The sequence below is a fragment of the Novosphingobium sp. TK71 genome (assembly GCF_055361505.1).
Genome location: NZ_CM143962.1, coordinates 291,056 through 317,870 on the forward strand (window position 1 = coordinate 291,056; position 26,815 = coordinate 317,870).

Genomic DNA, 26,815 nt, shown 5'->3' on the forward strand with positions numbered 1-26,815 from the left:
CCATGGGTGCGATGACGCCTTGCCGAAAGTGCACAGCCTGCATATGGATCATATATGATTCGTATATTCGGAACGGTTTGATGGGTATCGTCAACATCGAGGATGAGCTGCACGAGCAGCTCCGCAAGGCGAGCAAGGCGTCCTATCGCTCGATCAATGCGCAGGCTGCCTTCTGGATCAGGATCGGCATGCTTTGCGAACTCAATCCGCAGCTCACGTTCCAGCAGATCGTCATCCGCGAACTGCGGGAAGCGGGCGTCGATCCGGGGGATCTCGCGCCGGGAGATGCGGCGCGCAGCAGCGAGCGCGTTCCATGATAAAGTCTTCCGACGAAGTCGAGATCATGGCCGAATCCGGCCGCCTGCTCGCCAGCGTCTTCACGTATCTCGACGGGCTGGCGCTGGCCGGACAGACGACGATGCAGATCAACGACCTTGTCGAGCGCTTCATCGTCGATGAACTGCACGCGCGCCCCGCCAGCAAGGGGCAGTACGGCTACGGCTTCGTGCTGAACTGCTCGCGAAACGAGGTCGTCTGCCACGGCGTCCCCTCGACGCAGGATGTGCTTTCAAACGGCGATATCGTGAACTTCGACATCACGCTGGAGAAGAACGGCTACATCGCCGATTCCAGCAAGACCTACTTCGTCGGCGAGGTTTCACCCACCGCCCGGCGGCTGGTGGAGACGACCTACGAGGCCATGTGGAAGGGCATCCGTGCGGTCCGCCCCGGCGCCCGGCTCGGCGATATCGGCCATGCCATCGAGAAACATGCCAAGCGCGCCGGCTACTCGATCGTGCGCGACTATTGCGGGCACGGTATCGGGCGGGAAATGCACGAAAAACCGGAGGTCCTCCATTTCGGCAAACCCGGCACCGGCCTGACCTTGCGGGAGGGCATGGTCTTCACCATCGAACCGATGCTCAACCAGGGGCGCCGGATGGTGCGGACGGAAGACGATGGATGGACCGTCGTCACCGTCGACGGGAAACTCTCCGCCCAGTTCGAACATACCGTTGCGGTAACGCGCGACGGTGTCCGGGTGCTGACACTGCGCCCGGAAGAGCGATTTGCCCCGAAGTTCTAATCCGTCAGCTTCCCGAACGGCAGCAGTTTGCGTGCGGTTGCGGCGGCCGACTTGCCATCGCCCTTGCGCAAGGCCGGCAGGATGGCGAGGGCGGCGCGTTTCATCAGCGTGTCGAGCGGCGTGGGGGTCGGCGCGGTGGCGGCGTCCTCGGCCCAGCGGCGGGCCTGCGCAACCTGGCCGTGGTCCTTGCGGATCTGCATCAGCGCCGCCAGTCCCGGATAGAAAGCGCGGTCTCCGCCAAGGGCGACGGCGCGGGAGAGAGCCGTCTCGCCGGCCTGCGTCTTCGCGCCGAGCGCGGTGCGGGCCACCAGGCCGCCCAACTGGTCGATCGCGTCGAGGTGCCAGCCGGCGATGACCATCTGGGCTTCGGCGTCGCGCGGGTTCTGTGCGGCGAGACGCTCGAAGATGCCGAGCGAGGTTCGCGCGTCCGACCGGCTCCGGGTCAGCTTCGCGCGGTAACCGATGGCGACGCCGCGCTGGAGAGTGGCCTCATGATCGCCGGGCCGCGCGGCCAGTATCTTGTCGGACGCGGTGATGGCCTGCCCGATCAGGGCGAGCGCCCTGGCCTTGTCCGGTGCCTGGAAGGCGGCGGCGGTCAGCAGTTCGCGCGGCGTATCGGCCATCACGGCAGCCGGGGCCGCAAGCGCGGACAGACCGGTCATGGCACTCACGGCGATCAACGTCGGACGGTACACGCGCACTCCTGACAGGACGGATGCGCGGCACGATGACCGAGGAATCACCCGGTGGGAAGCACTTATTCGGACCTAGAACCCCACGGCCTTGCGCACCGCCATCGGCTTGCCGCCGCGGCGCGGGCGCTCGGCTTCGACCGGGCGCTGGTCCGTGCCCCGCTCGAAGCGGAACTTGCCCACCGTCGTCGCCATGGCATGGGCCTGTTCGGTAAGCGCGCGGGCGGCGGCGTTGGATTCCTCCACCATGGCGGCGTTCTGCTGGGTATTGGTGTCGAGCTGCTGGATCTCGGTGGAAAGCTCGCGCATGGTCTGCGCCTGGGTGGTGGAATAGCGCGAGATTTCGTCCGCCATATGCGTGGTTTCCGCAAGACGGGCGATGATCTCGTCCAGCGCCGAGCGGGTTTGCGCCACGAGATCCACGCCCTGGTGAACGTCCTGGGTCGACTTGGTGATCAGGTTCTTGATGTTGTTCGCCGATTCGGTGGTGCGATGGGCCAGCGCGCGCACTTCGGTGGCGACCACCGCGAAGCCCTTGCCCGCTTCCCCGGCCCGCGCCGCCTCTACCCCAGCGTTAAGCGCCAGCAGGTTGGTCTGGAAGGCAATGGCTTCGATCACGTCGATGATCTGGGCGATCTCCGTGGAGGAATTCTTGATCTTGTCCATGGCGACGACTGCCGATTCCATCACCTCGCCGCCGCGCCGGGCATGGCCGGCCACTTCGGAAACGCTGGAGTCGACGCTCTTGGCGCTGCTGGCGGTCGTGCCGATGGCGCCGGTGACTTCGCGCACGCCTTCTGAAATGCGGGCGATCGTCGCGGCCTGGCTTTCGGTGCGAAAGGCGAGGTCATTGGCGGCGGCGCTGATTTCCTGCGCGCTGACTTTCACGCTGTCGGCGGAATCGGTGATCTCCACCACCAGCGAACCCACGTGGTGGCGCATGTTGTGGAAGTCCTCTCCCAGCTTCTCGTAAGCTTCGGGAAGGTCTCCAAGCTGGGCCTGGAGGTTGCCGGTGGCCATTTCTGACAAGGCTTCGCTCATGGAATCCAGCACGCGGTTGCGGGCTTCGGCTTCGGCGTCGAAATAGGCGCCGAGTGCGATCTGCATGTCGTGGAGCGCGGCCTTGACCAGCGTGCCGATCATCTTGCCCGTGGCGCGGCTGTTCAATGGCGAGATGAAGCGCCTCGCCATCATCGCCTCGATCATGTCCTCCAGCACCAGCGCATAGCTGGTGATGTAATAGTCCGGCGTGAGCCCTACGCGGGCATGGATGTTGCCGATCTTCTCGCTGCGCTTGGCGGCGTCGCTGTCGAACCGGCCGGAGAACATCTTGATCCAGTGCTCGTATTGCGCATCGGAGGCGCGGCGGCGGATTTCGGCATCGGGCAGGAGCTGGCTGAGCGCGGGGGACGATTCGATCCGCCGGTACAGGCTCTTGAGCGCCACCGGAGCATGCTTGCGGATCGCTGCGAGAATGCGCGGGAAGGTCCGGTAGTTGGCTTCGTCGAGCGGCGCGATATTGGCTCTGGCGGCCTGGCCGCTGCCGTGACCCGTGCTGTGCGAGGTAGCGCTCATGTGCTGTCTTCTTCCCCTGCGTTGCATGACGGTGCCTTCCCGGCACCGAGGAGCCGGGAGCATGGGAAGGGCTTTTAGAGCCGATAGACTAAGATGGTTTTCCGCACCGTTTAGGGGGTGACCCTAGGCTGCTGCATGGCGCGGTTAGTTCGCAATGGCGTGAAATGACAAATAATTAACTATCATGCATTACATGCACGCGAGGGTATCAACGGGGTAGGGTTCCATCCGCATGAAGAGTCACGGCTTGCGCAATGTCGCTGCCGGCACCGGATTATCGGTGCTGACCACCGTGCTGCTGTTGCAACTGGCGCACGTCGTGCCGGGGCTGGCCATGGCTGACCGTGCGGCGAGCGGGAACGCAGGGGGGCTGCTGGTGCTGGGCGTGGTGATCGCACTTGCCGTGTCGGCACCGGTCTGCCTCGTGCTGATGCGGCAGCAGGTGCGGATCGCGGCGCTGCACGGGGAACTGGCGCAGGCCTTCAAGCGGTTGGAGCGTATGGCCCGGGTGGATGGGATGACCGGGCTCACCAATCGCGACGTCTTCATCGAGATGACCCGCGAGGCGATGGAGGAGCGTGCGGGCTGGCTGATCGTGGCTGATGTCGATCATTTCAAGCAGATCAACGACGGTTTCGGCCATAGCGTGGGGGACCGGGTGCTGGTGGCCATCGGCGATGCGATCCAGGCCAATCTGCGCGCGGGGGACTTGTGCGGAAGGCTGGGCGGCGAGGAGTTCGGCCTGTTCCTCCATGCCCGCAGCGGCCGTGAAGCCCATGCCGCCGCCGAGCGCCTGCGCGGCACGGTTGCCGATCTCGCGGTTTCGACGTTCTCTGGCGGCAAGGTCGTGCCCACGCTCAGCCTCGGCGTCTCGGCAACGCACGGACTATCGCTGGCGGAAGCCATGCGCCGCGCGGACGAGGCGCTGTACGAAGCCAAGCGACAAGGCCGCAACCGCACGGTTTCCGCAGCGGAACCGTCTCCGGAGCATCATCTCCGGCTCGTCTCGGGTCACCTCTGACGGCAACCCTGACGTTTACGACCTGATAAAAAAACGCGCCGTCCACGGGGACGACGCGCTTTTTCGTTCCTGTCCAGAGGCCCGGAATCAACCGATCAACGGCACTTCACGTCGCCCTTGTCGATCTCGCGGCCGAGCAGGCCACCGGCGACACCGCCGAGGATCGTGCCAAGGGTCTGGTCGCCGCTGCCGGCGATCTCGTGACCGGCCAGTGCGCCCGCGCCCGCGCCGATGATGAGGCCGGTCGTACCGTTGTCGCGCTTGCAGTAGTAGCGGCCGTCACGGCCGCGCCATGCGTGATCGTTGCGGGACATGCGGCGCGGCTCCTTGTAACGGCCGCGCGAATCGTAATCGCGGCGATCGTAACGGTCATGGCCGCGGCGATCGTGGTGCGGCGCGGCGGCCACGGGGGCGGCCATCGGCAGCACGAGCGCGGCCATGGTGAGCGCCAGCAGGGTCTTTTTCATCGAAGTTTCCTTCCTGGAATGGATCTTGTTGCTGTAACGGTCCGCCTGCGATCTTGCTCCTCAACCTTGAATGAACCGCAGAAAAAATCGCGAAGGGCCAAAGACGGGGCGAGGCTGTCCTGCGATGAAACGAGGCTATGCCCGAATGCCGGGATACGAAAGGCTACTCGAAAAAATGCAACTTGATCTGGTGGATGTGTTCGGCTCGGGGCCGCTCAGCGGGAATCCGCTGGCGGTCGTGCGCGGCGGGGAGGATCTCGACAGCGAAACGATGCAGCGGATCACCCGCTGGCTCGGCTATTCGGAAACGACCTTCCTGCTGCCGCCCACCGATCCGGCCGCGGATTACCGGGTGAGGATCTTCTATCCGGCGGGCGAACTGCCTTTCGCGGGGCACCCGACGCTTGGCAGCGCCCATGCCTGGCTGGCGGCAGGCGGCGTGCCCCGGACAGCGGGAACGATCGTGCAGGAGTGCGGCATCGGCCTCGTCGAAGTGCGGCAGGAAAGGGAAATGCTCGCCTTCCGCGCGCCGGCCCTGGTGCGGTCGGGGCCTTTGGACGCGGAGGATCTCGCCGAGACGATCAGGCTTTGCGGTGTTGACGAAGGCGATGTCCTTGCCGGGGTCCATGCCGCCAACGGGCCGGGGTGGAAGGTGCTCCACCTTACGTCGGCCGAAGCGGTGCTGGCGGCCGAGCCGGCGGCACGCGCGCCGCTGCATACCGATGTCGCGCTGCTTGGCCCCATAACGACGACCAGTGCGGCTGGCAGCGCGGCTGGCAGCGCGGCCCAGTGGGAGCTGCGGGCCTTCTTCGCCGATGCGAGCGGGCGCCTTTGCGAGGACCCGGTGACCGGCAGCCTCAATGCGGCGGTCGCGCAGTACCTCTTCGCCAGCGGGCAGGCGCAAGGGCCCTATGTCGCGGCGCAAGGGCGGAAGGTCGGCGCGGACGGGCTGGTCCATTGCCGCCGGGATGCGGATGGCGCGGTCTGGATTGCAGGCAAGGCTACCACGGTTTCGGAAGGCGGGGCACTGCCGGGGCCGTTCTGAGGAAATCTCGTCCCGGAGCGCGCCGGGACGAGTTTCACGATACCGTCGTCAGCCCGCCTTCTTCGGCAGTGCGATCTCCGCCGTGCCGGTGCACATGGTCTTGCCGTTCTGGTTGGTCATGAGGTGCTTGACGTGGACGAGATGGCGGCCTTCCGCGTCGACTGACTTCTCGGTCACTTCGGCGGTCTGGATCGTCACGTCGCCGGTGAGCGCCGGGCCGCGATAATTGGCGATGGAATGGACGACCATGCCATGCTCGCCCGCCCATCCTGCCAGGAAATCCGTGACCCACGAACCCATCGAGGCACCATAGCCGTAGCCGCGCGGCATGCCGATGCGGCGGGCGTATTTCGGGAACAGGTGTCCGCGCGAGGGGCCGTAATAGGCGCCGTCGGTGAGCGAGGGGTTGACCAGCATCATGTCCGGGTCGTTCTCGTACCCGGCCATCTCGCGCGTGAAGCCCAGCGCTTCGAGGTCGTTCTTGCGCAGGTTCATCGTCCCCCAGGTGTTGACGATATAGGCGCGCCACTCGGTCGCGAAGCTGGCGATCGAGTGCGGGCCGAAGACGCGTTCGGGAAGCTGGTCTCCCACCGCCACGTCATCCCACCAGCGCTCCTTGTGGCCAAGGTCGTGAAGCATCTTCACCCAGGCGAACTTGCGGTCTTCGAGTGCGGCGATCGCCTCGTCGGTCCATTCCGGCTCTTCGAATTCTTCGGCCTTCACGGAATCGCCGCCGGCATGGGCGAGGTAGCGGATCGCGGTGGAGCGCTGCGTGGCGATCTGCTCGCCTTTCTGGTTCGAATAGTTGTTGTCCCCGCGCTGGAAGCAGGTGGGGCCGAACCCGGTTTCCTTGACCTTGTAGTCGAAGGGGATGCGGGTGTTCGTCACCACGTCTCCGGCCTCGATGCGGGGGCCGTGGAACCACCATTCGTCACCGCCGAACAGCAGGTGCGAGTTCGGGATGCAGCCCACGCAGGCCGGTGCGGCGCCGTGGCCGTCGTCCGTGGCGATGGCGAAGCTCTGCGGGGCGACCAGGCGGCCCCAGCGGCTGGCCTCGAAAGTGGCCGGATCGAAGTGCAGCAGGTTGGCGTAATGCATGGCATGGACCCAGCGCCGGATGTCGTTGTTGGCGACAGGTTCGCGCATGGGCGAAAAGTCCATGGTCTTGCCGAGGTACTGGTCGATATCCGAAAAGTCGATCGTGGTGGTGCTCATGGCGAATAGATGTCCTGAAAATGCGGTGCGAAAACGGTCAGGCGGTGCGGATGCCGGTGGCCTCTTCGGGCCGGAACACGGGGATTTCGGTTTCCGCCTTCATCAGCACCAGCGGCAGGACCCGTTCGGTCGAGGTCTGGTAGGCGGCGTAGAAGGGGTGGCAGTCCACGAAGAAGTCCCAGACCTTCTCGCGCTCGGCGCCTTCGGGTTCGCGCCATGTGCCCCGGAAGGCCTGCGTGGCGATCTGGAATTCGACTTCGGGGCGGGCAACGAGGTTGAGATACCATTGCGGATGCGTGTCCGCTCCGCCCTTGGAGCCGCAGATCACCACTTCGCCGCCGATATCCGCATAACACAGGGGGGTGATGAAGACCTTCCCGCTCTTGCGGCCGGCGTACTTGACCAGGCAATGCGTGGCGAAGGCCCGGCCGCCGACGGGGGTGATGTCCATGATGTGCCCCTGCGCGCCGCCGGAGCCCAGATACATGTCGCGGTGTTCGGTAACCCAGTCGCGCCGCACGGCGCTGATCGCCGCTGCCGATTCGTCGCTCATGACGCGTTCCTCTCCTGATTTCGGCGGGAGGATCGCGAATGGCGCAGGCAGGGTCCAGCAGCGATGGACCGATGCCGCGCAGGTATCACCGGGGCGTAGTCCGCGCCCCGGTGATCAGGTCATGACCCATTGACCTTTCAGGCGTTGACCTGCCGGATCATCGGGGTCTGGTTGCGCCAGGAGTCCATCCAGTCGAGCACGTCGTCATAAGGCATCGGCTTGCAGATGCCGTAGCCTTGCCCGGCGTTGCAGCCGAGCGAGACGAGCAGTTCCTGCGTCTCGGGATTCTCCACGCCCTCGGCCACCAGCGGGATGCCGAGGCTTTCGCAGAGCACCACGAGGCTGTTGACGAGGGACTGGTCGAAGCGGTTCTCGGTGAAGCGCGAGATGAACGAGCGGTCGATCTTGATCTCGCTGATCGCGAATTCGCGCAAATAACCGAACGAGGTGAAGCCCGCCCCGAAATCGTCGATGGAGAGCGGGATCTTGTGCTCGTGCAGGCTTTCGATCACCCGCTTGGCCTGTGAGGGGTTGGTGATGAGCGCGGTTTCGGTCAGCTCCAGCGTCACCCGCTCGGGGGCGATGCGGTGGCATTCGATCAGTTCGACCACGCTGTCCACGAAAGTCGGCCGTTCGAGCATCCGGGCCGAGACGTTGATGGCGATGGACGCGCCGTCCACCTTGTCCTGGATGCGGGCGAACTGGGCCAGCACGGTATCGAGGCACTGGTTGGTGAAGGTTTCCAGCAGGGGCGACTGTTCGACCGTGCGGATGAGCTGGTCGGCGGGGATGTTGCCGCTGCGCGGATGGCGCCAGCGGACCAGCGCCTCGAAGCCGAGCACGCGCCCGTCGCGAAGGTCGACCTTGGGCTGCCAGTGCCATTCCAGGGCATCGTGGGAGATGGCCTGGTCGATCTCCTCCAGCATGTCCTTGGGATCGAAGGCAGGTGCGGCGGGCAGATTCTCGCGGCTGGTCACGAGCTTGTCGAGCCCGCGCTTGGCCGCATACATCGCATCGTCGGCGGCGGAAAGCAGGCCGGTGGGGGCATAGCCGCGCTGCGGGCACATGGCGATGCCGATCGAGGCGCCGACATGGAGGATGCGGTTCTCGTGGACGATCGGCTGTTCGATTACCCGTGCCAGCTTCCCGGCAAGGCCGGTTGCGGTGTCGTAGTCGGGCACGTCCTGAAGCAGCAGTGCGAATTCGTCGCCGCCGAGCCTTGCCACCGTATCGACCTCGCGCAAGTGGCCGCGCAGCCGCCGGCCGATGGTGGTGAGCACGACATCGCCGGCGGCATGGCCGAAGCTGTCGTTGATCTCCTTGAAGCGGTCGAGGTCGATCATCATCACCGCAAAGGAACTGCCGTTGCGGCGCGCGCGGGCACAGGCCTGTCCCAGCCGGTCGAACAGCAGGGTGCGGTTGGGCAGGTCGGTGAGCGGGTCGTGCAGGCTGCGGTGAGTGAGTTCCTCCTCGGTACGGCGCAAGTCATGCCGATACTTGCGCCAGGCGATCCCTTCCTCGACCGAGGCGGCCACCCGTTCGGGGGAAAGCGCGCGCTTGGTGAGATACTCGGTCATGCCCGCCTTGATCGAATCCGCGGCGATCTGCTCGTCGGCATTGCCGGTGACGGCGACGATCGGGCAGTCCTGATCGACTTCGGCACGGATGGTGGGAACGAGATCGCGCCCGTCCCCGTCGGACAGCCCGAAGTCGAGGAACACGATGTCGAGCGCGGGCTCGGCATGGCGGATGATCTGGAGCGCTTCGGCCTGCGAACTGGCCTCGATCACGTTGATCGACCTTGGCCCGCGCTGGAGCATGCGGATCAGCCGCTCCCGGTCGACGTCGTCGTCGTCCACCACGAGGGCGTGGATTTCGGTCTTGCCGTTGTGAGAATATTCCATCGTATTCGAGTCCTCCGGGGTTGGGCGACCGTGAGGCAAGCTCATGGGATCGTGTCGATCGGCCTGTTTCAGGGCAGGTTCTGGGTCGTTGCGTACTTGGTGATGAACTGGGCGAGCTGGGCGAACTGCGGGCCGACGGCGGACTTCACCATGTATCCGGCGACATGTTCGTCGTAGGCGCGTGAACGGTCCTGCTCGCGCGCGCTGGTACTGAGGATGAAGACCACGGTGCGCTTCAGCTCGGGATCGGCGCGCAGGGCCTCCAGGAACTGGAAACCGTCCATGTTCGGCATGTTGAGATCGAGCAGGACGATCACCGGGGTGGCGAGCTGCTTGGCGGGATGGCGGCCGCGCAGCACGTCCAGCGCCTCGCATCCGTCTCCGGCGGTCTGGCTGCGGCACGGCACGCCGTGGCGGCGGAAGCTGCGCAGCACGCCTTCGAGCGCCACGTCGTCGTCGTCCACGACCAGCACGGTGTAGTCGCAGGTGGTTTCGGGTGCGGGGCGGGTCTCATTCATCCTCGTGTTCCTTCAGGAGAATGCGCGGCCAGTGGATCTCGAACGAGGCGCCGCCGAGCGCGCCGGGCGAACGCACCGTCACCATGCCGCCGTGCGCGTTGATCATGCGCCGGGTGAAGGCGAGGCCGACGCCGTCTCCATTGGTGCCGGGCGAGGCGCGGTGGAACAGCTTGAAGATGCGCTCCTCGTTGCCGGGGGTGACGCCCTGACCGTCATCGTCGACCGTGAAGACCGAGAAGCGGCCTTCCTCGCGCATCGTGATGCGCACGCGGCCGGACGCGCCGCCGTGGTGCTTCACGGCGTTGCCGATGAGATTGCGCAGCGAGGTGGAGAGCGGCGCGCGCGGGGCGACGATATCGCCGCCCTGCAGGTCCACCTCGATCGTGAAGCTGTCCGGCACCAGGGCGAGGGCGAGCGCCTCTTCCACCAGTTCGGCGGGGGAGATCGTCTCCATGTCGGTGTCGCGCACGCCGGCGCGGGCATAGCGGAGGAGATCGTCGATCATCTGTTCGGCCCGGTCGATCCGCAGGGAAATCCGGTCGAAGTTGTACTGCACGTCGTCCGGCAGTTCGAAACCGCTCAGGTCCTCGCGAATCCAGGTGACGAGGTCGCCGATCCCGCGCAGTGGAGAGCGCAGGTCATGGCTGGCGACGTAAGTGAACTCCTCAAGCTGGGCATTGGTCTGCTGGAGCGCCGTCTCGCTGCGCTTGCGCGAGGAGATGTCGCTGACGATCGCCATGAACATCGGCTGCGCCGCGTTTTCCAGCCGGGTGAGGGCGATCTCGACCGGGATTTCCTGGCCCGAGCGGTGGAGCCCGGTGAGATCGCGGCCGGTGCCCATCATCCGCGATGCCGGCGCCGCGACATAGCCTTCGACATGTTCACGGTGCGCCGGACGGCAGCGGGCGGGCAGCAGCGTTTCGAGCGGCTGGCCGACCAGTTCCTCGCGCGGGTAGCCGAACTCGCTGGCGAGCGCGGAATTGACCTGGACGATGCGCTGGCGGGTATCGACCACCAGCGCGCCGAGCGGCAGGTTCTCGAAGACCTGGGAGAAGCGCTTTTCGGCGATGGTCTGGCGGGTCAGGCTCTGGAAATAGAGCAATGCGCGCTTGTCGAAGTCCCCCGGCGCGCAAGTCAGCGTCAGTTCCGCGGTTTGCCGGATGCCTTCCATCGTCTGGATCGGGACCACGCGGGACCAGGTGGGCCGGGCATCCGCCGGGGCGGCGAAGAACATGTCCAGCATCTGGCGCAGGACCTCGGCATCGTCTTCGGGCAGCCAGACGAAGGCCAGCGTCAGGCGCAGCGCCGCAGGGTCCGGTTCGCCGAGCAGGGCCGCGACCGCCTGGTTCGCCCAGGAGATGACGCCGGCTTCGTCGATTATCATGGCGCCGATCGGCGCATGAGCCAGCGCGGCGTGAACCTCGGCCTGATTCTGAAGCGCTATCGACACAGTCACTCCCTATTGCAGCGAATGGCCCGCTCCCCGCGAAGGGAGCCGGCGTAACGGTGCGACCGGGAGGTCGTGTTGCGTTCTTGAAACGACGCAGGATCGGCCTCCTGCGGCAATGATTAGGGGCAGCCCCTTTGCACCTGACGAAAGGTGCTTTCCGGGGATCTCCCTAGTTAACGATCATTAGCAACGATTGCGGTGTCAAATTGCCACGAATTTTCCGGCTTCGCGGTCCTTGCGGACCTTGAGCCCGTTAAACACCGAACCGTTCATCGTGATCCATACGCCTTCGGGGGCGGACTGGGTGCAGGCGAAGGCCATGCCGAGGTTGAAGGTGGCGTCGCTCTCGGCGAAACGTGCCGGGGCCAGCGCGCCGGTCAGCACCATGGTCTTGTCGGGGATGTCGGCAAGCACCTTGGCGGTGTCGGTCATGGTGTCGGTGCCGTGAGTGATGACGACATGGGTTTCCGGCGCGGCGGCGATGGTCGCCGCGATCAGCGCGCGGTCCTCTCCGGTGAGTTCGAGACTGTCCTTGCGCAGCAGCTCGACCACGCGGAACGGGTGGGCGACGCGCGCGACCTTGAGCAGCTTCTCGATCACGCTCTCGACGATCTGATATTCGCTGAGCGCGTCGAAGTACTGCTTGTCGAAGGTGCCGCCGGTGGTGATGACGAGAATGGGTGCCTGGGTCATCCCGCGCCTTTAAACCGGAAGGCGGGTGCGGAGCAACGTCCGAACACCGCCCGCCACCGGCCTTGCACTCAGCCTTTCGCCATTTCGCCCAGGGTCACATAGTCGATCTTGCCGGTTCCCAGCACCGGCAAGGCACCGAGCACCCGGATATCGCGCGGGATCATGAGCTCGGCAACGCCGTTGGCGCGGCCCCATTCCTGAAGCGCCTTGTGATCCGCGCCCCCGGCCGTGGTGTAGAGCACCAGTTGCTCGCCCTTTCTCGGGTCGGGCCGGGTGACGACCGCGTTCTCCGCATCGGGCCAGACTTTGGCGGCATAACCCTCGACCGCGGGAAGGGAGACCATTTCGCCCGCGATCTTGGCGAAGCGCTTGGCGCGGCCGCGAATGGTGACGAAGCCGATCTCGTCGATGGTGACGATATCGCCGGTGTCGTGCCAGCCCTCGGCGGGCGGCTGGAGCACGCCGGGCTCGCTCGCCAGCAGGTAGCCCGCCATGACATTCGGCCCGCGCACGTAAAGGCGGCCGCCCTCGGTGATGCCGGGCACTTCCTCGAGCCGCGCTTCCATCGCCGGCAGCATCCGGCCGACGGTGCCCGCCCTGAAGTGCATCGGCGTGTTTACCGCGATCACCGGCGCGCACTCGGTGGCGCCGTAGCCTTCGAGGATGCGCAGGCCGAACTTGTCGGCATAAGTACGCCGGGTTTCCTCGCGCACCTTCTCCGCGCCCGCGAAGATGTAGCGCAGCGAGTAGAAGTCGTAGCTATGCGCCATGCGGGCATAGCCGGAGAGGAAAGTGTCGGTGCCGAACAGGATCGTGGCATTGGCGTCGTAGGCGAGCGCGGGCACGATGCGGTAGTGCAGGGGGCTCGGGTAGAACACCGTGCGGATGCCGTTCAGCAGCGGCAGCAGGGTGCCCCCGGTCAGCCCGAACGAGTGGAACACCGGCAGCGCGTTCAGCACCACGTCTGCGGGGTTGAAGTCGATCCGCGCGGCAAGCTGCGCGCAGTTGGACAGCAGGTTGCGGTGAGTGAGCACCACGCCCTTGGGCGCGCCTTCCGAGCCCGAGGTGAACAGGATCACCGCCGGCGCATCGGGAGAGACCTTGCGGCGGGCGTGGCGGCCATCGGCGGCGCGGGCCGAAACCATGTGCCAGAGCTTGGCGAAAGTGCCGATCTCGGCGGCCAGGTCTTCGAGGTAGAGTACCTCGCGCCCGTCCGCCTCCAGCGCGGCGATCGTGGCTTCCAGCTTGCCCTGCTCGATGAAGGCGCGCGCGGTGACCACCGTTTCGATCTTCGCGGTGGCGCAGGCGGACACCAGGCTGGCCTGGCCCACGGTGAAGTTCAGCATGGCCGGAACCCGGCCTTCCGCCTGAAGCGCGAAGAAGGCCAGTGCCACGCCGCTGACGTTCGGCAGCAGCAGGCCCACCGCCTCGCCGGGGCGGGTGCGGAAGGCGAGGCGCTCGCCCAGCAGTTCGGCGCCGAGGATCAGGCGGTCGTAGCTGAGCGGGGTGCGCTTGATGTCCTCCACCACCCTGGTCTTGCCGCCATGCACTTCGCGCGCATCGCAGAGCGCGGCGAACAGGGTGCGGTCCGTGTGGCTGGTGTCGAAGATCATCCGGCTCATCTCGTCATAGAGACGGCGCCCGGCGATGGCGCGGCGCTGGCGGGCGGTCATCTCGCCCTCGATCGAGAAGCGACGCGCGGGCAGCACTTCGATCGAGACCTTGGGGAACCAGCGCTGGCGGACCTTGCCCTTGAGGTGGGAGAAGGGCGTGTACTGCGGCCCGTCCAGACGGACGGGCACGATCGGCGCGTCGGCCTTGTCGGCCACCATGCCGGGGCCGTCGAACACTTTCATCAGTGCGCCGGTCACGGTGATGCGGCCTTCGGGGAAGATCACCAGCGTCCGGCCTTCCTTTACGGCGCGGACCATCGCCTTGGCCGCCATCGGGTTGGTGGGATCGACCGGGAAAGCACGGAACAGCTTGAGGAAGGGCTGGATCCACCAGCTTTTGGCGATGGCGGTGTGGACCGCGAAAGTCGGCTTGCCGGGAAGGAAGGCGCCCAGCAGCAGGCCGTCGAGATAGGAGAGGTGATTGACCACGACGACCGCCGGTTGGCCGGGCTTCGGCATGTTTTCCATGCCCGTCACCTCGACCCGGTAGAGCGCCTTGAGCACGGCCCGGATCACCGCCTTGAACAGGGTTTCGGGCAGCAGCCAGATCGAGACCACCGCCACCGCCAGCGTGGCGAAGCCGAGAACGCCGATGACGCCCGGCACGCTCATGCCGCTGCCCAGCAGCACCGCGACAATGGCGATGGCGGCCACGGTCATGCCTGCGTTGAGGATGTTGTTGGCGGCAATGACCTGCGAACGTTCCTCCGGCGCGGAATGGATCTGGAGGATCGCGTAGAGCGGCACGATGAACATGCCGCCGGAGAAGGCGATCACCACCAGGTCCGCGAAGATCTTCCACGATTGCGGATCGGCGGCGAACTGGCGCACGGTGGCGTCGATCGCAGTGGGCACGAACCCGCGCGTGGAGAGCCACAGGTCGATCAGGCCGATCGACAGCATCAACGCGCTGACGGGAACGTAGCGGGCGGAAACCTCGCCCTTGAGCAGGCGGTTCACCGTCATCGAGCCGAGCGCGATCGTTACCGAGAAGATCACCAGGAACAGCGTCGCCACTTCCTTGCGCGCCTGCAGCGTGTCGGAGACGAGGGGAACGAACTCGGTCAGCAGCACCGCGCCTGCCGTGAAGAACCAGCTTATGCCGAGCACCGCCAGCCAGATGCCCCGGCCCTTGTGCGCGGCGACCAGCACGGCCCAGGTCCCGCGCGCGATGTTCCAGTCGATCGGATGGCCGTCACGGCTGGGCGGCGCGGGCGGAACGGCCAGCGCGGCCAGCCAGCCCACCACCGCAAGGCCCATGGCGACCAGCCCGGCTTCCCACGGCACCACTTGCCCGGCCAGCAATTGCCCGCCGAGGATCGCCAGGAAAGTGCCGGCCTCGATCAGGCCGGTGCCGCCCATGACCTCACGCTCGGACAGGTGCTGGGGCAGGATCGAGTATTTCACCGGCCCGAAGATCGTCGAATGAAGACCCATCAGGAACAGGCTGGCGAGCAGCAGCGCGATCGATTCCAGCGCGAAGCCGAGGAGCGCGATGCCCATGATCCCCACTTCCGCCGCCTTGATCCAGCGCACGAGGCGGGCCTTGTCGATCCGGTCGGCAATCTGCCCGGCCAGCGCGGAGAACAGGAAATAGGGCAGCGTGAACAGCCCGGTCGCCACGACCGAGAGCATCCCCGCCTTGTCCGGCGCATCGCGCAGCAGGCCGTAATTGGCCAGCAGCAGCATCGCGTATTTCAGCAGGTTGTCATTGAAGGCGCCCAGGAACTGGACGCAGAACATCGGCGCGAAACGCCGCCTCGAAAGCAATGAAAAATCAGGTGCCGACACGCCTATCCCCCTCGGTTGCCGTGGACGTTTCCATGGGCTCGGGAAAATTCACAAGCGGTAAATGCCCGAAGGCACTCCCGCCGTGACGATCGTGTGACACAAAAATATACGGCGCTCAATTTAATTCTGAGCGCCGATCAATTTCCTCGCGCGGCGTTCAGTCCGCAGCTTGCGGGCAGGGGCGGCGGGGCCAGTCGATCAGGCCGATGAGATCGTCCACGAAGCCTTCGCGTTCCTTGAGGGTGGGGCGCGCGGGCCGCATCAGGATGTCGGAGCGAAAGCCCACCAGCGCCGAAACCGTAAGCTGGGTCAGCCGCTCTGCCTCTTCGCGGGTGAACTGGGTTTCGTAGAACGAGGTCACGCAAGCCCGGAATTTCGACGGGCCGCGTTCGTAGAACATCTCGTTGATCTCGGGGAACCGTTCGCCCTCGCTGACGACGAGCCGGAAGAGCTGCACCGAATTCTCGCGCAGCAGGCAGTCGAGGAAGCGCAGGCAGGCGCGCCGCAGCGCGGCGAACGAGAAGGTCTGCCCGGTGAGCACCTCGTTCACGTCCTGCGAGAAGCTGTCGACCTTGTTGTCCACCACGGCGGCGAAAAGCTCTTCCTTCGAGCTGAAGTGCGCCCAGAGCGTGGCTTTCGAGCCGCCCAGTTCATCGGCGATCGAAGACATCGTGGTGGCGGCATAGCCCCGCTCGAAGAAGGACTTCGTTGCAACTTCCACGATGGCGGCGCGCTTTTTCGCCTTGTTGAGTTCTCTCTTGCCCGGATTTTCTGTCATAGTGGTACTGGTCAGTACACTTTTCCGTTGACAGGCGCAAGCCGGGCTCCGATAAAAACTGTACTGATGAGTACGATCAATCTTCCCCGAGTCGCGGCAGCTTCGATGCTCGCCGTAGGCCTTTCGCTGTCCGCCTGCGCCGTGCCCGACCTCGGGCCGAAGCCGCAGATGCGGGCTCCCGCAACCCTGGACAGCGCCCGTTCGCTGGCGTCGCCGCCGGGCGCGGCGTCCGACGGGGCATGGCCGCAGCAGCAGTGGTGGACCGCCTATGGCGATGCCCAGCTCGATGCCCTGGTGGCCGAGGCACTGGCCAATTCGCCCGACGTGGCCGAGGCGCAGGCCCGCATCATGCAGGCGCGCGGCGCAACCCTGGTGGCCGGGGCTTCCACCCTGCCGACCGTCAACGGGCAGGGTTCAGCGGGCGGTACCAAGCAGAGTTACAACAACGGCATCCCGGCCGACTTCGTGCCCAAGGGCTGGAAGAGCACCGGCGATCTGGCGCTCTCGGGCGATTTCGACCTCGATCTCTGGGGCAAGTACCGCAAGGCGCTCGCCGCCGCGACTTCCGAGGAGAAAGCCGCCGAGGCCGATGCCCGCCAGGCCGAGCTGATGCTCTCCTCGAACGTGGTCTCCTCCTACTTCGACCTCGCCCGCCTCGTGGCGCGCGGAGAGGCGCTGAAGGAAGCGGTGAAGGCGCGCGAGGCGATGGTCACGCTCAGCGACCAGCGCAACCGTCAGGGCCTCGACAGCGAACTGCCGCTGCGCCAGTCGCAGTCGCTTTCGGCTTCCGCACGGGCCGCGCTTTCCGCCAATGACGAGCAGATCCTGCTGCGCCGCCACGCGCTTGCCGCGCTGCTTGGCGCCGGGCCGGATCGCGGCCTCGCCATCGTGCCGACCGCGATTACCAGCCTGCCGGTCACGCCGGTTCCCGCCGATGCCGGCATCGGCCTGGTCGGTCGCCGTCCCGACATCGTTGCGGCGCGTCTTCGCGCCGAAGGCGCGGGCAAGCGGATCGATGCCGCCAAGGCCGCCTTCCTGCCCGATATCTCGATCAGCGGCCTGTTCGGCCTCCAGTCGCTCGGCCTCTCGAACCTGTTCAAGAGCGGGTCCACTTATGGAAACGCCGGCGGCGCGATCAGCCTGCCGATCTTCCAGGGCGGCCGGCTCAAGGGCGAATACACCAAGGTTCGCGGCGCCTACGATCTTGCGGTCGCGGACTATAACGGCACCGTGATCGGCGCGCTGCAGGACGTGGCCGATGCGCTCGCCACCCGCAATGCGGCGGCCGAGCAGGAACAGGCCTCGGCGGACGCGCGGGACCAGTCGGCCCGCGCTTACGACATCGCCATGAAGCGCTACAAGGGCGGCCTTGGCAACTACCTCGACGCGCTGAGCGCCGAGACCACCGCGCTCGATGCGCGGCAGGCCGCCGTCGATGCCCATTTCCGGACCCTTGCCAGCGAAGTCGCGCTCAAGCGCGCGCTGGGCGGCGGTTACGAAGACAATTCAAGCAAGAAGGCTCCCGAGTAATGAGTGACGAACAAACCAATGAGCAGGGCTCCGGGAGCGTTCTCAACAAAAACAAGCGCAAGCCGCTCCTGATCGGCCTCGCCGTTGGCGTGGCGGCGGTGGGCCTGATCTATTTCGCTTACGATGTCTTCATCGGCAGCCGCTCGGTCTCGACCGACAATGCCTATGTCGGCGGCGACAATGCGCAAGTGACCCCGCTGACTTCGGGCCGCGTGGTCGAAGTGCTCGTGACGGACACCCAGCCCGTCCGCAAGGGGCAGCTGCTGTTCCGCATCGAGGATGCCGACCAGCGCATCGCGCTGGCGCAGGCCGAAGCCGAACTCGCCGCGGCGCAGCGTCGCTACGGGCAGTCGCTGGCGCAGAACCGCGCGCTCGGCGCTTCGGCGGACGCCAGCGACGCGCAGATCAATTCGGCCAAGGCCAGCGTGGCTTCGGCGGAGGCCACCCTGACCAAGGCGAAGACCGACTTCGCCCGCCGTCAGGCCCTTGTCGGCAGCGGCGCGGTTTCGGGTGACGAACTGACCACCGCCCGCCAGCAGCTGTCTTCGGCGCAGGCCGCCGCCAGCGAGGCGCGCGCCATGCTCGCCCAGATGCAGGCCGCCGCCGTCAGCGCCCGCCGTCAGGAAGAGGCCTCGGTCGCTCTCACCAAGGGCACCACGGACACCACCGCCCCCGAGATCCGCCAGGCCCAGGCCAAGCTCGATCAGGCGAAGCTCGACCTCGAACGCACCGTCGTGCGCGCGCCGATCGACGGCGTGATCGCCAAGCGCGCCATCCAGGTCGGCCAGAAGGTCCAGACCGGCGGCGTGGCGATGACCGTGGTTCCGGTGGGCCACCTCTATGTCGATGCGAACTTCAAGGAGACGCAGCTCGGCAAGGTCCGCCCCGGCCAGAAAGCGACGCTCAAGTCGGACTTCTACGGCAGCGGCGTGGTCTACCACGGCAAGGTGATCGGCTTTGCGGGCGGCACCGGTTCGGCCTTCTCGCTGATCCCGGCCCAGAACGCGACCGGCAACTGGATCAAGGTGGTGCAGCGCCTGCCGGTTCGCATCGAGCTCGATCCCAAGGAGCTTGAGGCGCATCCGCTGCGCATCGGTCTCTCGATGGATGCCGAGATCGAACTGGCGGACGCCGACTGATGGCCAGCGCACCTGCTGCCGGAGCCGGAGCAGGCGAGGAAGGCACTCTGACGGGCGGGAAGCTGCTGATCGCGGGCTTCCTGCTGGCCATGGCGAACTTCGTCGTCGTGCTGGACATGACGATCGCCAACGTCTCGATCCCGCACATCGCGGGCGGGCTTGGCGTTTCGGTGTCCAACGGCACCTGGGCGATCACGTCCTACGCCGTGGCCGAGGCGATCTGCGTTCCGCTGACGGGGTGGCTTTCCGGCCGCTTCGGCACCTTGCGCGTGTTCCTCATGTCGCTGGTGGGCTTCGGCGTGTTTTCCGCGCTTTGCGGCATCGCGCACACTTTCCCGCTGCTGGTGGTGTTCCGCCTCGGGCAGGGGTTCTGCGGCGGTCCGCTGATGCCGCTTACCCAGACCCTGCTGCTGCGGATCTTCCCCAAGCACATGCACCCGCGCGCCATGGCGATGTGGGCGATGACCGTGGTGACGGCCCCGATCGCGGGCCCGATCCTGGGCGGCTACATCGCCGACAACTGGTCGTGGGAGTGGATCTTCTTCATCAACGTGCCGATCGTGATCCTGGTGTTCTTCGCGCTCGCCACGATCCTCAAGGGCATGGAGACGCCGACGCGCTCGCTGCCGATCGACATGGTGGGGCTGTTCCTGCTGATCTGCTGGGTCGGCGCATTCCAGATGATGCTCGATCTCGGCCGTGAGCACGACTGGTTCGGTTCGCCCTTCATCGTGGCGCTGGCCTGTATCGCGGTGATCTTCTTCATCGCCTTCGTGGTGTGGGAACTGACCGAGGAGCATCCGGTGGTGGACCTGAAGGTGTTCCGGCACCGGGGGTTCAGCGCGGCGACCTTCTCGCTGACCATCGCCTTCGGCACCTACTTCTCGTCCGTGGTGGTGATCCCGCAATGGCTCCAGACCTCGATGGGCTACACCGCCACGCAGGCGGGCGAGGCGATGGCCTTCTCCGGCGTGCTGGCGGTGATCGCATCGCCCTTCGTGCCCAAGCTGATGCAGCGTTTCGATCCCAGGCTGCTGGTGTTCATCGGCATTTCGTGGATCGCGATGTGCGCGGTGTTCCGCACCGGCTGGTCCAGCGATTCCACGTTCTGGGCGATTTCCTGGCCGCAGCTGGTGCAGGGTGTCGGGGTGTCGCTGTTCATGGTGCCGCTCACCACGATCAGCCTCAGTTCGGTGCGGCCCGACGAAACCGCATCGGCTGCGGGCATCGCCAACTTCGGCCGCACCCTGGCGGGCGCCATCGCCACCGCACTGGTCACGACGACCTGGGACGACATGTCCCGCCACAACAAGGCCGAACTTTCGGGAATGCTCAACGGTTCGGAGCAGACCGTGAACCAGCTTCAGCAGGCAGGCATGTCCATGGAGCAGGCGCGCGGCACGATCGACAACCTCGTTACCGCGCAGGGGACGGCGCTGGGCACCGTCCACGTCTTCGCCCTCTGCGCCATCCTGCTGCTGATCGCAGCCATGACCATCTGGATCGCCCCGCGTCCCCCGCGCGGTGCGAAGCCGGCTTCGGGCGGGCACTGATCCCTCGTCCCGCCTGAGGCCAGGAGAGCCGTCGATGCCATCCCCCCCGGCGTCGGCGGCTTTTCTCTGTCAGCCTGCGCCGCAACGGGCCAGCACGTCGGCCGCGAGATCCTCCAGCTTGAGTTCCGCATCCACCGCGCCCGCTTCGACCGCGGCGGCGGGGGCCTGCGGCACCGTGGCGCTCGCCCGGTCCTGCGCAAGGGTGCGGCAGCCCGCCGCCTGAAGCAGCTTGAGCCCCTTGGCGCCGTCCTCGCCCATGCCGGTCAGCACCGCGCCGATGGCGGGCATGCCGCCCCGGCCGATGGAGCCGAATAGCAGCGTGGCAGATGGACGGAAGCCCTCGACCGGATCGCGTTCGACCAGGCGAATGCGCGCCGGGGCGCCGGGTTCCACGATGACGTGGCGGCCGGGATCGAAAGCGATGTGGACCACGCCCGGCACCAGCTCGGCCCCGTCGGCAGCGGCCTTGACGGCGCAGGCGCTGTCCTTGTCGGCGCGGGCGATGAACATCTCGGCGAGCGCCGGTTCGGTCTGGAGCACGATCACCGTCGGCGGGCACGACTTCGGATAGTGGGAGAGCACTTCGGTCAGGGCGTCGACACCGCCCATCGATGTGCTGAAGGCGGCAAGCCGGCCATTGGCGACATAGCCGCCGTTGTTCTCGGCGGGCTTGGCGGCGCGGTGGCGGGGACGGTCCCTGACGTTGGAATTGGCGGCGGCAAGGACGATCTTGCCGAGCTTGCCCACGGTCTTGGCGAATTGTTCGGGCGTCGCCTTGAGCGGCTTGGGGAAACATTCCACCGCCCCCAGCTCAAAGGCTTTCAGTGACGTTTCAGTGCCGCTCTGTGTCAGGGCGGACAGCATGACCACGGGCATCGGATTGGTGCTCATGATCTCCTCCAGGAACTCGATTCCGCTCATTCCCGGCATCTCGACGTCGAGCGTGACGACATTGGGCAAAAGCTCGGCGATCTGGTCGCGGGCTTCGGCGGCGCTGGCGGCAGTGCCGACGACGCGCACGTTCTTGGACTGCTCCAGCACGTCGCAGAACAGCGCGCGCATGGCGGCTGAATCGTCGACTACCAGCACGCGGGCGTCATGCATGAGGGGGGCCTTCTCGTTTGCGAAAAACCGCATTGGGGCGCCCGCGATAGCGCCAAGGATGGAACGAAATCCCTCCATCCCGATACGGGACTCGCCTGAGCCCGGGGAAAACCCGCTGTTGGCATCGCGGCGGATAGGTGGATCGGACCGATCTTCTTTTGCGGGGCCCGACATGACCAGCATCATCCTTCCTGCCCGCTGCGACCGGGCCGCCGCCGAGGCGCTCTGGCCGGAACTGGCGGCGGCCATGGGCACCGAGCCCATGGGGATCGACGGTTCGGGGGTGGAGCATATGGGGCAGGCCATGTTGCAACTGCTGGTTTCGGCACGTCGCAGCGGCGGCGGGGCGGTGATCGCACCGTCTCCTGTCCTGCGCGATGTGGCGGCGCTGACCGGGCTGACCGCGGAACTCTTCGAGGATGCCGCGGCATGAGCCCCGAGGAAATCCAGCAGATCTTCTTTGCCGAGTGCGAGGAATCGCTTGCCGCCGCCGAAGCCGGTCTCGCCGCCTGCAAGGCGGGCACCCAGGACGCCGATACGGTCAACGCGGTGTTTCGCGGTGTCCATTCGATCAAGGGCGGGGCAGGCGCTTTCGGCTATGCCGCGCTCCAGGCCTATACCCATGTCTTCGAGACGCTGCTCTCCGACGTGCGGGAGGGATTGGTGCCGATCGAACGCAAGCTGGTCGACCTGCTGCTGCGCGCGCTGGACACGCTTTCCGACCATGTCGAGGCCGCGCGGGAGGACGGTGCGCCGCCGGCCGATGCGGCGTTGATTGCCGAGATGGAAGCGGCGATGGCCAATCCGCAGCACGCCCACGCCCATGCGCCTGAGCCGGAACCCGCCGCCATGCCCGCGCCGGAAGCCCCGGCCGCCGAGGATTTCGCGCTCGACCTCGATGCATTGCTTGACGATCTCACCGGCGGGTTCGACCTGCCGCCGCGCGAACAGCCGCGCTGGCAGGTCCACATTCGCCCCCGCGCAGGTGCCATGCGCAACGGCAGCGAGCCGCTGCTGATGCTGCGCGATGTGGCTGCGCTCGGCGGCGAATGCCTGCACTGCGACATTTCGCACGTGCCGCCGCTGGACCAGCTTGACGTTTCGCAGGGCTATCTCGGCTGGAGCTATGCGATGCCGGGCGATGTCGCCGAGGACATGGTACGCGAGATATTCGACTTCATCGGCGAGGACTGCGTGCTGGCGATCGGGGAGGGCGAGGCGATCCCGCCTGTCGAACCCGCCGAAATCGCCATGCCCCCGGCCGAAGCGGCGGCGAAAACGGTCCCGTCCGAAGCGCCTGCCGGCAGGGCCGAGCCGCTGCCGGGGAAGGGCGAGCCCGCCGCCGCGTCTGCCGCCGGGCAGTCGATCCGCATCGATCTTTTCAAGCTGGACCGCCTGATCGACCTGGTGGGCGAACTGGTGATCGCGCAGGCCATGCTCGTGCAGCGGCTGGAGGGGGCGGGCGTCACCGCGAGCGAGGAACTCTCGCTGCTCGAAGGCCTCACGCGGGACATGCAGGAAAGCGCCATGTCGATCCGGGCCCAGCCGATCGCCAGCGTGTTCAGCCGGGTTCCCCGCATCCTGCGCGATCTGGCCGCGACCACCGGCAAGCATGTGCGGCTGGAAGTGCTGGGGGAAACCACCGAACTCGACAAGACCGTGATCGAACGCCTCGGCGAGCCGCTGACGCACCTGATCCGCAACGCGGTGGACCACGGCATAGAAAGCGCCGAAGAGCGGATCGCCGCCGGAAAGCGTCCCGAAGGCACGCTGACCCTTGCTGCCGAGCATCGCTCCGGCCGCATCCTCATCTCCATCGCCGATGACGGCGCGGGCATCAACCGGGAGCGCGTGCTGGCCAAGGCCATCGACAAGGGCATCGTCGGCAGCGACACGCAGCTTTCCGCCGAGGAGATTGACAACCTGATCTTCGCGCCGGGCTTCTCCACCGCGGAAGTCGTCTCGAACATCTCGGGGCGCGGGGTCGGCATGGACGTGGTGCGGCAGAACGTGAAGGAACTGGGCGGACGGATCACGATCGAGAGCACGCCGGGGCAGGGCACGAAATTCATCCTCACGCTCCCGCTAACCCTCGCCATTTCCGACGGCATGATCGTCAACGTCGGCGACCAGACCCTGGTGGTGCCGCTCTCCCATGTCGTGGAGAGCCTGCGTCCCGGCGAGAACGAGGTGCAGGGCATCGGCACGAGCCGTCAGGTGCTCAACGTGCGTGGACGCTTCATCCCGGTCATCGCCATGCACGAGGCGCTGGGCGCGTGCGGCGGCGCACCTTCGGCGGGGGCAGGCGTGCTGGTCGTCGTCGATACCGAGAGCGCCGGGCAGGCTGCGCTGCTGGTGGACGACATCCAGGACCAGCGCCAGTTCGTCATCAAGAGCCTGGCGACCAACTTCCGATCGGTGGAAGGCGTGGCCGGGGCGACCATCCTGGGTGACGGGCGGGTGGCCCTGATCGTCGACGTGGACGGTCTGGTTGCCTGCGTCCTGTCGTCTCCGGCGATGCCGGGACCGGAGGCGTCCGGCCCGGAAAGGCAGGCGGCGTGATGGCCACGAGCGCGATGACCGACCCGGTTCCCGGCGTCAGCCCGGAAATCTACAGCACCGCCGATTTCACGGCGGTCTCGCGGATCGTCCACGAGGCGGTCGGCATCGTCCTGCCGCACGGCAAGGCGATGCTGGTCTATTCCCGCCTCGCCCCGCTGGTACGCGCGGCGGGGGCGGTCACGTTCTCGCGCTATATCGAGATGATGCGCGCGAACGGTGAGGAAATGGGCAGGGCGGTGGCGGCGCTCACCACCAACCACACCTTTTTCTACCGCGAGGCGCACCACTTCGAGCATCTGCAGGGCGAGGTCCGCCCGCGCCTCGTGGAAAAGCTCCACCAGCGCGACCCCGTGCGGCTGTGGTCGGCGGGATGTTCAAGCGGCGAGGAAACATGGTCGATCGTCATGACCCTGCTGGGCCCGGACCGGGCGGCGGGAATAGACCTCGCGCGCCGCGACCTGCGCGTGCTTGCCAGCGACATCGCCCCGCACGCGCTGCAGAAGGCGGCGGGCGCGACTTACGCGGCCAAGGATCTCAAGCCGGTGCCGCAGGACTTGCGCAGGCTCTGGACGGCCGAGCAGCACGGACACGTGACGCTGGCCGAGCCGCCGCGCTCCATCGTTCGGTTCCGCGCGCTCAACCTGCTTGGCGAATGGCCGATCCGGGGCCGGTTCGACGTGATCTTCTGCCGCAACGTCATGATCTATTTCGACGCCGCGACCAACGAGCGGCTCGTGCGCCGCTTCGCCGAGGCGCTGCTTCCGGGCGGCCACCTCTACATCGGCCATTCCGAGCGGGTGACCGGATCGGCGGCGGACCTGCTCGAACTGGTCGGCCCGACGATCTACCGCCGGAGGGGCGCATGAGCATCCGCGTCCTCATCGTCGACGATTCCCCCACCATGCGTGCGATCCTGATGTCCCGGCTGCGAGAGCAGGGCGACATCGAGGTGGTTGCCGCCGCATCCAACGCCGCCGAGGGGCGCGAGATGATCAAGCGGCTCGATCCCGATGTGGTCACGCTCGACATCGAGATGCCGGGTATGAACGGGCTCGATTTCCTCGAGAAGATCATGACCCTGCGGCCAACTCCGGTGATCGTCGTCTCCGGCGCGACGCAGGAGGGCAGCGAGGTTACGGCGCGCGCCCTCGGCCTCGGCGCGGTGGACTGCTATGCCAAGTACGATCGCTCGGGCCGCCTGACGCTTCAGGATGGCGGCGAACTGGCGGCGATGATCCGGCAGGCTGCGCAAGTCCGCTTTCACCGCCCGGCGACCCGGGCCGTGGCAGAGAAGGGCCGCCGTTCGATCCGGCGCGACACGCGGCTGATCGCGGTCGGCTCCTCTACCGGCGGGGTCGAGGCGCTGCAGGTTCTGCTGCGCGATTTCGCGGAAGACTGCCCGCCGACGCTGATCGTCCAGCACGTCAACCCGCGCTTCGCCCCGGCCATCGCGCGCACGCTCGACCAGGTGTGCCCGGCGCGGGTGCAGGTTGCGGCGCAGGATATGCCGCTGCGCCATGGCAACGTCTATCTCGCCGCCGAAGCGGACTGCCACCTCACAGTGAAGGCGGCGATGAGCGGTGGGGGAGGCGGCGCGCTGCACGCAAGGCTGCGCCGGGGGGAGCCGGTTTCCGGGCACATCCCGAGCGTGGACGCGCTGTTCGCTTCGGTTGCGGCGGAAGTGGGAAGCGGGGCCGTAGGAATCCTCCTTACCGGCATGGGGCAGGACGGCGCGCGCGGGCTGCTGGCGATGAGCCGCGCCGGAGCACACACCATCGCGCAGGATGAAAGCACCTGCACGGTTTTCGGAATGCCGCGCGCGGCGATTTCGCTCGGCGCTGCCAGCGTCGTCGCGCCGATCGACCGCATTGCGCGTCATGCATTGCATCAGGCGGCCTGAGGCGATGCTTGACAATCGGCTGGACGGCATGAGCCATGTCACCGTGCTCCAGGGGCAGTTCCGCGTGAGCGCCTCGCCGGCGGACGAGTTCGGCACCGTGCTGGGCAGCTGCGTCGCCACCTGCCTCCACGATCCCGCCGCGGGACTGGGCGGAATGAACCATTTTCTCCTGCCCAAGCCGCTGTCCGGCACCGAACGGGGCGAGGTCGACGTGCATTACGGCGTCTACCTCATGGAAATGCTCATCAACGAGATGCTGCAGCAGGGCGGGCGCAAGGACAGGATGCGCGCGCACCTGTACGGCGGCGCCAACCTCCACCGGGGGATGCAGCGGATCGGCAGCGCCAATGCCGAATTCGCGCGCAGCTTCCTCCTGCGCGAGGGGATCGATCTGGTGCGCGAGGATCTTGGCGGCCTTGCCGCACGTCGCCTCGATTTCCGCCCGGCTTCCGGTCTCGTGCGCTGCCGCATGGTGGCGGCGGCCGATGCGCCCGAGCCGGTCGTCCAGCCCCCCGTTCGCCCGGCCGCGCGCGGCGAAGTCGAACTGTTCTGAAGAAACGAGGCT

24 protein-coding genes are annotated in these 26,815 nt (G+C 66.7%); 12 read left to right on the plus strand and 12 right to left on the minus strand.

Annotated elements, in window-relative coordinates; genetic code table 11:
• Positions 1–80: 80 nt before the first annotated feature.
• The gene (locus ACXJ16_RS01225; RefSeq protein WP_324696330.1) at positions 81–317 is read left to right on the plus strand and encodes a ParD-like family protein; all 237 of its coding nucleotides are present in this window, start codon (positions 81–83) and stop codon (positions 315–317) included.
• Positions 314–1,087, plus strand: coding sequence for a type I methionyl aminopeptidase (map, locus tag ACXJ16_RS01230; protein ID WP_324696328.1), 774 nt, complete (start codon positions 314–316; stop codon positions 1,085–1,087). Before ACXJ16_RS01225 ends, map begins: the two co-directional genes overlap by 4 nt.
• Here the strand turns inward: map and ACXJ16_RS01235 are convergent.
• The gene (locus ACXJ16_RS01235; RefSeq protein WP_132469637.1) at positions 1,084–1,749 is read right to left on the minus strand and encodes a hypothetical protein; all 666 of its coding nucleotides are present in this window, start codon (positions 1,747–1,749) and stop codon (positions 1,084–1,086) included. The genes map and ACXJ16_RS01235 overlap by 4 nt on opposite strands.
• 105 nt (positions 1,750–1,854) lie before the next feature.
• Positions 1,855–3,354, minus strand: a complete 1,500-nt coding sequence (locus ACXJ16_RS01240) for a methyl-accepting chemotaxis protein (protein ID WP_324696326.1) — start codon at positions 3,352–3,354, stop codon at positions 1,855–1,857.
• 232 nt (positions 3,355–3,586) lie between these two features.
• On the opposite strand from ACXJ16_RS01240, the gene ACXJ16_RS01245 reads away from it, so the two are divergent.
• Positions 3,587–4,375 carry a GGDEF domain-containing protein gene (locus ACXJ16_RS01245; RefSeq protein WP_324696324.1) on the plus strand — a complete coding sequence of 263 codons (789 nt, stop codon included), beginning with the start codon at positions 3,587–3,589 and terminating at the stop codon, positions 4,373–4,375.
• A 95-nt stretch (positions 4,376–4,470) separates the two neighbouring features.
• Here ACXJ16_RS01245 and ACXJ16_RS01250 read toward each other — a convergent pair whose 3' ends face one another.
• Entirely contained in the window at positions 4,471–4,842 is a 372-nt protein-coding gene (locus ACXJ16_RS01250) for a glycine zipper 2TM domain-containing protein (protein WP_054436846.1), read from the minus strand.
• A gap of 175 nt (positions 4,843–5,017) precedes the next feature.
• Here ACXJ16_RS01250 and ACXJ16_RS01255 point away from each other — a divergent pair, with 175 nt between their 5' ends.
• A complete protein-coding gene (locus ACXJ16_RS01255; RefSeq protein WP_324696321.1) occupies positions 5,018–5,887 on the plus strand; it encodes a PhzF family phenazine biosynthesis protein in 870 nt (289 codons plus the stop codon).
• 48 nt (positions 5,888–5,935) lie between these two features.
• Here ACXJ16_RS01255 and ACXJ16_RS01260 read toward each other — a convergent pair whose 3' ends face one another.
• From ACXJ16_RS01260 to ACXJ16_RS01295, 8 genes are all read right to left on the minus strand, one after another.
• Positions 5,936–7,102, minus strand: a complete 1,167-nt coding sequence (locus tag ACXJ16_RS01260) for an FAS1-like dehydratase domain-containing protein (RefSeq protein ID WP_454797538.1) — start codon at positions 7,100–7,102, stop codon at positions 5,936–5,938.
• A 37-nt stretch (positions 7,103–7,139) separates the two neighbouring features.
• Positions 7,140–7,655, minus strand: coding sequence for a nitroreductase/quinone reductase family protein (locus tag ACXJ16_RS01265; RefSeq protein WP_054436842.1), 516 nt, complete (start codon positions 7,653–7,655; stop codon positions 7,140–7,142).
• A 137-nt stretch (positions 7,656–7,792) separates the two neighbouring features.
• Entirely contained in the window at positions 7,793–9,559 is a 1,767-nt protein-coding gene (locus tag ACXJ16_RS01270; RefSeq protein ID WP_054436840.1) for a putative bifunctional diguanylate cyclase/phosphodiesterase, read from the minus strand.
• A gap of 68 nt (positions 9,560–9,627) precedes the next feature.
• The gene (locus tag ACXJ16_RS01275; RefSeq protein ID WP_054436838.1) at positions 9,628–10,077 is read right to left on the minus strand and encodes a response regulator; all 450 of its coding nucleotides are present in this window, start codon (positions 10,075–10,077) and stop codon (positions 9,628–9,630) included.
• Entirely contained in the window at positions 10,070–11,527 is a 1,458-nt protein-coding gene (locus ACXJ16_RS01280; RefSeq protein ID WP_324696313.1) for a sensor histidine kinase, read from the minus strand. The genes ACXJ16_RS01275 and ACXJ16_RS01280 overlap by 8 nt, the downstream gene beginning before the upstream one ends.
• 201 nt (positions 11,528–11,728) lie before the next feature.
• Positions 11,729–12,220 carry an asparaginase domain-containing protein gene (locus ACXJ16_RS01285; RefSeq protein WP_463921054.1) on the minus strand — a complete coding sequence of 164 codons (492 nt, stop codon included), beginning with the start codon at positions 12,218–12,220 and terminating at the stop codon, positions 11,729–11,731.
• Between the two features lie 68 nt (positions 12,221–12,288).
• Positions 12,289–15,684, minus strand: a complete 3,396-nt coding sequence (locus ACXJ16_RS01290) for an acyl-[ACP]--phospholipid O-acyltransferase (protein WP_463921056.1) — start codon at positions 15,682–15,684, stop codon at positions 12,289–12,291.
• A gap of 157 nt (positions 15,685–15,841) precedes the next feature.
• Positions 15,842–16,462 carry a TetR/AcrR family transcriptional regulator gene (locus ACXJ16_RS01295; RefSeq protein WP_054436833.1) on the minus strand — a complete coding sequence of 207 codons (621 nt, stop codon included), beginning with the start codon at positions 16,460–16,462 and terminating at the stop codon, positions 15,842–15,844.
• A 66-nt stretch (positions 16,463–16,528) separates the two neighbouring features.
• Here ACXJ16_RS01295 and ACXJ16_RS01300 point away from each other — a divergent pair, with 66 nt between their 5' ends.
• From ACXJ16_RS01300 to ACXJ16_RS01310, 3 genes are read left to right on the plus strand one after another with little or no spacing between them, the layout of a single operon-like run.
• A complete protein-coding gene (locus ACXJ16_RS01300; protein ID WP_185996915.1) occupies positions 16,529–17,992 on the plus strand; it encodes an efflux transporter outer membrane subunit in 1,464 nt (487 codons plus the stop codon).
• Positions 17,992–19,131: an HlyD family secretion protein gene (locus tag ACXJ16_RS01305; RefSeq protein WP_054436831.1), complete on the plus strand. Its 1,140-nt coding sequence runs from the start codon at positions 17,992–17,994 to the stop codon at positions 19,129–19,131. The genes ACXJ16_RS01300 and ACXJ16_RS01305 overlap by 1 nt, the downstream gene beginning before the upstream one ends.
• The gene (locus ACXJ16_RS01310; protein ID WP_054436828.1) at positions 19,131–20,684 is read left to right on the plus strand and encodes a DHA2 family efflux MFS transporter permease subunit; all 1,554 of its coding nucleotides are present in this window, start codon (positions 19,131–19,133) and stop codon (positions 20,682–20,684) included. Before ACXJ16_RS01305 ends, ACXJ16_RS01310 begins: the two co-directional genes overlap by 1 nt.
• A 69-nt stretch (positions 20,685–20,753) precedes the next feature.
• On the opposite strand, the gene ACXJ16_RS01315 is transcribed toward ACXJ16_RS01310, so the two are convergent.
• The gene (locus ACXJ16_RS01315; RefSeq protein ID WP_324696306.1) at positions 20,754–21,821 is read right to left on the minus strand and encodes a chemotaxis protein CheB; all 1,068 of its coding nucleotides are present in this window, start codon (positions 21,819–21,821) and stop codon (positions 20,754–20,756) included.
• Between the two features lie 139 nt (positions 21,822–21,960).
• Between ACXJ16_RS01315 and ACXJ16_RS01320 the strand changes: the two genes are divergently transcribed.
• Genes ACXJ16_RS01320 through ACXJ16_RS01340 form a run of 5 tightly spaced genes read left to right on the plus strand, consistent with a single transcriptional unit; the run spans position 21,961 to position 26,803 of the window.
• Positions 21,961–22,221, plus strand: coding sequence for an STAS domain-containing protein (locus ACXJ16_RS01320; RefSeq protein ID WP_165913301.1), 261 nt, complete (start codon positions 21,961–21,963; stop codon positions 22,219–22,221).
• Entirely contained in the window at positions 22,218–24,350 is a 2,133-nt protein-coding gene (locus tag ACXJ16_RS01325) for a chemotaxis protein CheA (protein ID WP_324696303.1), read from the plus strand. Before ACXJ16_RS01320 ends, ACXJ16_RS01325 begins: the two co-directional genes overlap by 4 nt.
• Complete coding sequence (locus tag ACXJ16_RS01330) at positions 24,350–25,216, plus strand: CheR family methyltransferase (RefSeq protein ID WP_443478168.1); 867 nt, start codon at positions 24,350–24,352, stop codon at positions 25,214–25,216. Before ACXJ16_RS01325 ends, ACXJ16_RS01330 begins: the two co-directional genes overlap by 1 nt.
• On the plus strand, positions 25,213–26,250 hold the full coding sequence (cheB, locus tag ACXJ16_RS01335; protein ID WP_463921058.1) for a chemotaxis-specific protein-glutamate methyltransferase CheB: 1,038 nt from the start codon (positions 25,213–25,215) through the stop codon (positions 26,248–26,250). The genes ACXJ16_RS01330 and cheB overlap by 4 nt, the downstream gene beginning before the upstream one ends.
• A gap of 4 nt (positions 26,251–26,254) precedes the next feature.
• Complete coding sequence (locus ACXJ16_RS01340; RefSeq protein WP_054436822.1) at positions 26,255–26,803, plus strand: chemotaxis protein CheD; 549 nt, start codon at positions 26,255–26,257, stop codon at positions 26,801–26,803.
• The last annotated feature ends 12 nt before the right edge of the window (positions 26,804–26,815 follow it).

Excerpts from the sequence above, each read along its gene's own strand:
- ACXJ16_RS01225 (WP_324696330.1), top strand. The coding sequence starts at position 81 with ATGGGTATCGTCAACATCGAGGATGAGCTGCACGAGCAGCTCCGCAAG.
- map (WP_324696328.1), top strand. The coding sequence starts at position 314 with ATGATAAAGTCTTCCGACGAAGTCGAGATCATGGCCGAATCCGGCCGC.
- ACXJ16_RS01235 (WP_132469637.1), bottom strand. The coding sequence starts at position 1,749 with ATGACCGGTCTGTCCGCGCTTGCGGCCCCGGCTGCCGTGATGGCCGAT.
- ACXJ16_RS01240 (WP_324696326.1), bottom strand. The coding sequence starts at position 3,354 with ATGAGCGCTACCTCGCACAGCACGGGTCACGGCAGCGGCCAGGCCGCC.
- ACXJ16_RS01245 (WP_324696324.1), top strand. The coding sequence starts at position 3,587 with ATGAAGAGTCACGGCTTGCGCAATGTCGCTGCCGGCACCGGATTATCG.
- ACXJ16_RS01250 (WP_054436846.1), bottom strand. The coding sequence starts at position 4,842 with ATGAAAAAGACCCTGCTGGCGCTCACCATGGCCGCGCTCGTGCTGCCG.
- ACXJ16_RS01255 (WP_324696321.1), top strand. The coding sequence starts at position 5,018 with ATGCAACTTGATCTGGTGGATGTGTTCGGCTCGGGGCCGCTCAGCGGG.
- ACXJ16_RS01260 (WP_454797538.1), bottom strand. The coding sequence starts at position 7,102 with ATGAGCACCACCACGATCGACTTTTCGGATATCGACCAGTACCTCGGC.
- ACXJ16_RS01265 (WP_054436842.1), bottom strand. The coding sequence starts at position 7,655 with ATGAGCGACGAATCGGCAGCGGCGATCAGCGCCGTGCGGCGCGACTGG.
- ACXJ16_RS01270 (WP_054436840.1), bottom strand. The coding sequence starts at position 9,559 with ATGGAATATTCTCACAACGGCAAGACCGAAATCCACGCCCTCGTGGTG.
- ACXJ16_RS01275 (WP_054436838.1), bottom strand. The coding sequence starts at position 10,077 with ATGAATGAGACCCGCCCCGCACCCGAAACCACCTGCGACTACACCGTG.
- ACXJ16_RS01285 (WP_463921054.1), bottom strand. The coding sequence starts at position 12,220 with ATGACCCAGGCACCCATTCTCGTCATCACCACCGGCGGCACCTTCGAC.
- ACXJ16_RS01295 (WP_054436833.1), bottom strand. The coding sequence starts at position 16,462 with ATGACAGAAAATCCGGGCAAGAGAGAACTCAACAAGGCGAAAAAGCGC.
- ACXJ16_RS01300 (WP_185996915.1), top strand. The coding sequence starts at position 16,529 with ATGAGTACGATCAATCTTCCCCGAGTCGCGGCAGCTTCGATGCTCGCC.
- ACXJ16_RS01305 (WP_054436831.1), top strand. The coding sequence starts at position 17,992 with ATGAGTGACGAACAAACCAATGAGCAGGGCTCCGGGAGCGTTCTCAAC.
- ACXJ16_RS01310 (WP_054436828.1), top strand. The coding sequence starts at position 19,131 with ATGGCCAGCGCACCTGCTGCCGGAGCCGGAGCAGGCGAGGAAGGCACT.
- ACXJ16_RS01315 (WP_324696306.1), bottom strand. The coding sequence starts at position 21,821 with ATGCGGTTTTTCGCAAACGAGAAGGCCCCCCTCATGCATGACGCCCGC.
- ACXJ16_RS01320 (WP_165913301.1), top strand. The coding sequence starts at position 21,961 with ATGACCAGCATCATCCTTCCTGCCCGCTGCGACCGGGCCGCCGCCGAG.
- ACXJ16_RS01325 (WP_324696303.1), top strand. The coding sequence starts at position 22,218 with ATGAGCCCCGAGGAAATCCAGCAGATCTTCTTTGCCGAGTGCGAGGAA.
- ACXJ16_RS01330 (WP_443478168.1), top strand. The coding sequence starts at position 24,350 with ATGGCCACGAGCGCGATGACCGACCCGGTTCCCGGCGTCAGCCCGGAA.
- cheB (WP_463921058.1), top strand. The coding sequence starts at position 25,213 with ATGAGCATCCGCGTCCTCATCGTCGACGATTCCCCCACCATGCGTGCG.
- ACXJ16_RS01340 (WP_054436822.1), top strand. The coding sequence starts at position 26,255 with ATGCTTGACAATCGGCTGGACGGCATGAGCCATGTCACCGTGCTCCAG.